Raw genomic sequence first — 4,693 nt, 5'->3', positions numbered from 1 at the left:
CATGTGGGCTCCCACAGATTAGGGGATGTATGAAAAAGAAAGATACTCATATTTCACAAGTGAAAGTACGTCAAGATCCTGTTAATCAATTGGCAATTGAAATGCGTGCTAAACGCTTTGGTTTGACGATTGAAGAGGCTAAAAATCCGCTTGCTGGGTCTTATGTTGGGCGGCTTTATTTGCAAGGCAAAATCAATCAAGACCAATATGATGCTGCGCAAAAATATCTTGAAGTGAAAAACAATTACCTATGTGCAAAAGGATTGCCTAATGCAATTTATGATAACTTTACTCCTTCATCAAATGAGGAGGCACAAAACGGTGGATTGAAAGAGCAACTCATTGTTATGAAGAGACGAAAGAGATTATCAAAGAAACACAACACCTCTATAGACAGTATAATCTTTATGCTGCATTACAATATCTTGTTATAGAAGATCAATTGTTAACACATCTTGTTAGTTCTTTGCGTATTGTTCTTAATGCGCTTCATAAGCATTTTAGCCATTAAAAAAGAACTGACATCAGATGAAAAATCATTGCAAAATTAAAGCGTGATGGCTTTGAACTTATCAAAGTAAAAGGTTCTCATCATAAATTTAAAAAAGATGATAAGGTTGTTATCGTTCCACATCCTAAAAAAATCTTCCGATTGGTACAGCACGTTCTATCGCACAACAAGCAGGCTGGTTAAAAGAAGGAGAAGAAGAATGAAAAGATTTTTTGCTCTTGTTCATAAAGATGAAGAATCTGCTTTTGGTGTTCAGTTTCCTGATTTTGAGGGACTTTTTTCTGCTGCTGATGAGGAAGAAAATTTAATAGCAAATGCAACAGAAGCACTCCAGCTTTATTGTGAAGATATAGATAGAATGCCTATTCCTTCAAAATTTGAAGAAGTCATACAACGGGAATCTGTCAAAACAGCTTTGTCAGAAGGAGCTTTTTTAATACAAGTTCCTTTTATTGAAAATGATTCAGAAGTCATACGCACAAATATATCAATTGAACGAGGGATTTTACGTGCAATTGATAATTGTGCACAAAAGAGAGGTTTAACAAGATCTGCTTTTTTGGCAACAGCAGCCCGTCACGAGCTTAATATTTAGCTCATCAATCTGGAAAAATCTCTCACTCTCGATTTTTTTGCAAAAGCGTGTAATTGCATATGATCCGCAAACTATTAATGAAAATCAAAAGGCGGCAGGCAAACAAAACGCTATAGTTAAGAGGGATATAACTATCATTGATACTATATACATGGCATCTAATATTTCTGGACCTGTCATTACCTTTCCCTCCTATAATAATTTCACAATCATTTATAAAATCTAAAATATTTTAGAATATTCTATTTTAAAATAAAAAATATAGATTTTTTTGTTGACATAGTGTAAAAAATCGTATTTAATGATGGTACTGTATTAGTTTTATTGTGTCTAAAATTCAAAAATATCCCCAAAAATTCAGCAAAATGTCAAATTGAAGCGTGGCTAGAAAGCCCTGTTTTCTTGCTAGTTTTGGCTAATCAATTTTTCACAGAATAAAAATCAATATTCGACTAATGATGTCATTAATTATGACTCAAAAGGAGCCATAATGAAAGCTGTCATCACTAAGCCAACGTGTGTTGTTGGCGACAATAAAAGCACTGTTCGTTTTGAAATTTCAACTCCCAATAATCCATTTGTTGAGCTTTCTAATCAAGTCTATGCTCGTCTCAAGCGTGCAAATGCTGCTAAACCCTTTGTTGATGTTAAAACAAAAATAAAGCCCGACAAGGTAGTTGAACAAATTAAGCAAATAGAACAAGAAGCCGTACAAACATCAACGAAATCAGTGACTAAAAAAACTCCCTCGAAAAACCAAAAGCATCTAAGGTCTCTCAATCATCAACACCTACTCTTAAAAAGGCTTAGACGTTGAAGTTAATCATCTACCAAAAATAGTATCTTCAACAGGCAAAAGATACCTTCACAAGCCTTCAAGCATCACGCCTTAATTGGGCTCTGCGTAATGCTCTAAACACCTCAGCAAAACAAGTTGAACGCTTTACTGAAAAGCAAGTTACCGACATCTCATCAGCTCAAACAAAGCGTATCAGAAAAGGTGTTTATATTAAAGAAAAAGCGACAGCAAGGTTTCTTGAGACAGGTATCATTGGTTCTGGAACACCAATACCTCTTAAATTTTTTAAAGCAAAAGAAACAAAACGCGGTGTAACTTACAAAATGTTTGGGAAACAAGAAATCTTACCCTATGGTTTTATCAAGGGAGGCAGTTTTCCAAAGCATGTTGATTTGAAAATGGGAGGGAATGTGTTTCAAAGAGATGACGGAGATCAATTCCCTATTGCAAAACAAGAGGGTCCCTCAACTTCTGAGGTCATGTCAAAGCCAGAGATTGCAAGTGCTATTGCATAATATGCCAATGAAAGATTAACCCAAAATATACAGAGACAACTTTTTCGTCGAGAATACGCTGCTAATAAAAAAGGCTAGATCATGTTCTCAAGCTTTATCTATATATTCCATATCCTTATGAGGATATGGCATTACATATTCTTATTGCAATCTTAAAAACAGATTATCAATTATGCTTCTCTTTTTCCATAAAAAAGTTAATAAAATCAATGCAAAAGGTACTTCCCAGCGAGTTGGCTTCGTTGCAGGGCAGACTAGTGCGAATTATCGCTAGCGACAGAATTTTCAATTTGACTGTACATTGTACACTTAACTCATTGATAAATAATGATTTCAATATGTACACTGTACAGTATGTGAAACGTTTTCTTAGCAAGAAGTAATTTTTGTTGCTGGACAATTCTATAGTAATAGGTATTTTCGAATCAGGTGCCTCAAAAATACCTCAAAACAACTAGCGGATTAGTTGCCTAAATAACTAATCTTCCGCAATTTAAAAGCTTTAACTCATTGTATGCTACACGCATATAATAGCTTTGTCAGGTGTGGTTATACCATATAACACCCTTCGGGGAAAAGCGTAACGACAGGCTAGATTGCTGTGTTTCTTAGTGCCCAGAACTCTTTTAAAGTGTCATTAAGGAACGTCTAACATCTAAAAATTCTTTATGAATACCATTATTAAAATTACTGAATTATGTGGCAAAAGGCATGAAAATATTATGCTTGACATCAAGAAAACGTTTGAAGAACTTAACGCCCTCAAATTTGAGGAGGTTGATTTTGGTGGGCACTACCTTGATAACAAAGGTGAAAGCCGCCCTTGTTATAACCTGCCAAAGCGTGAATGCTTAATTCTTGTTTCTGGTTACAGCACTGCCTTACGAGCAAAGATAATTGACCGTTTGAAAGACAAGTAGCTATTCCACAAATTGATTACTCCAAACCCGAAGTATTACTTGGCGCCTTAAATCATCTACAAAATTAAATTGAGCAGAAAGACCATGTTATTTCAGAATTAGCACCAAAAGCAAAAGCTTTAGAAGGCTTAAAACGCTCTGATGGTTTGTTTGGTTTGATTGAAGCCGCGAAGATGTTGGAGATAAGACCAAAGAATTTAACAGATTACTTGCGTAAAAATGATTGGGTGTATCGACGTGCTCCAAGTAGTCCATTGTTACCTTAATCAGGATAAAATCAAAAAAAGATTCATGGACTGTTCTGCCATCACCATTCAAAAACCGGATGGAACAGAAAAGGTGCTGCCTTCAACAAAAATCACACCTAAAGGATTGCCAGCATGTTTGAGAGAACAAGTCCACAGAGGTATGCAATGAAGGTAGATTCTAACTTCTTATGCGATTTATGGATGGCATTATCTCAATTTTCTAGATATGAAAATATGAGTGATAAGATTGTACTGCTCTGGTTGACATCATGAGTTTAGTAGAAAAAGCTTTGATTTTAAAACTTCAAGATGAAGTGCCAATCCTTCTTTCGATATCTTTCTCATCTGACGCTCCATAAAAAAAGCCCCACAAAAGTGAGGTTGGATAAAATAATGTTCTAATCAATCTCGCGCTAATTATAATAAAGTGGCTCGCTACATCCACGAGCGCCTATTTTTTCATCTTCTACATAACGAGAATGCGCAAAGTTCCGCACAAGATGATCATTGTTAGAGCCACCAGTCCAATCGCCTCCTCCCAACATAACATTTATGTCTACACGTAAACTGCTTCCTTGTTCCCCTGTATGCCATTTAGTCACTAGATAACAACCAGACAAATATTGCCACACATAACCGCAACCATCCTCACAACCGATATACGAAATCATACGACGATTTTCTGTATCAATGTGTCCTCCAGACGTTTTGGGAGAAGGCGCTTGATTGTCGACAATACTGGTTGCTTGATTACTTCCATACATGCTTGGCGAAAACTCATCACTCGTCAAAAATCTCTTACTAACAGACCAAAAATCAAATGCATGATCCGCATAGCTACGATTGGTCGTAATCGGAACACCATATGCCGACTTTGCATTTACACCTGACCCTGATTGAAGATAAATATCAACCCAAATATTATGCCACGGATTGTAAACCATCCCTTCTGGAATACTACGCGGGCGGTGATTTAAACACCAAACAGAATTGAGCAAAATATCCCCCGCTTGATAAGCCGATACAAGATATTGATTTATAATGATAATCTATCGTTATTCATATTGAATGAGAGTCCCGAATAACCTAAGATTGTCTCATTTTA

2 protein-coding genes and 5 pseudogenes are annotated in these 4,693 nt (G+C 36.1%); 6 read left to right on the top strand and 1 reads right to left on the bottom strand.

Features of this window, described 5'->3' with window-relative positions:
* The 6 genes and pseudogenes from ACFIM8_RS08835 to ACFIM8_RS08810 all read left to right on the top strand — a co-directional run.
* Positions 1-511: pseudogene (locus tag ACFIM8_RS08835) on the top strand (hypothetical protein); the annotation flags it as partial.
* A 24-nt stretch (positions 512-535) separates the two neighbouring features.
* Positions 536-714, top strand: a pseudogene (locus tag ACFIM8_RS08830) (type II toxin-antitoxin system HicA family toxin).
* Complete coding sequence (locus tag ACFIM8_RS08825) at positions 711-1,106, top strand: type II toxin-antitoxin system HicB family antitoxin (RefSeq protein WP_375607506.1); 396 nt, start codon at positions 711-713, stop codon at positions 1,104-1,106. Before ACFIM8_RS08830 ends, ACFIM8_RS08825 begins: the two are co-directional and overlap by 4 nt.
* Positions 1,107-1,596: 490 nt before the next feature.
* Positions 1,597-1,916: pseudogene (locus ACFIM8_RS08820) on the top strand (hypothetical protein).
* Positions 1,917-2,006: 90 nt separating this feature from the next.
* Positions 2,007-2,498: pseudogene (locus tag ACFIM8_RS08815) on the top strand (hypothetical protein).
* A 590-nt stretch (positions 2,499-3,088) separates the two neighbouring features.
* Positions 3,089-3,757 (top strand): annotated as a pseudogene (locus ACFIM8_RS08810) (phage antirepressor KilAC domain-containing protein).
* A 244-nt stretch (positions 3,758-4,001) separates the two neighbouring features.
* On the opposite strand, the gene ACFIM8_RS08805 reads toward ACFIM8_RS08810, so the two are convergent.
* Positions 4,002-4,586 (bottom strand): hypothetical protein, encoded by a 585-nt coding sequence (locus ACFIM8_RS08805; RefSeq protein ID WP_375614803.1) that lies wholly within the window; start codon positions 4,584-4,586, stop codon positions 4,002-4,004.
* Positions 4,587-4,693 lie beyond the last annotated feature (107 nt).

Source organism: Bartonella sp. AC535YNZD, assembly GCF_042196625.1.
Lineage (GTDB): Bacteria > Pseudomonadota > Alphaproteobacteria > Rhizobiales > Rhizobiaceae > Bartonella.
Note: the sequence above shows the minus strand (reverse complement) of the source record. Positions and strands in the feature narration are given on the sequence as shown.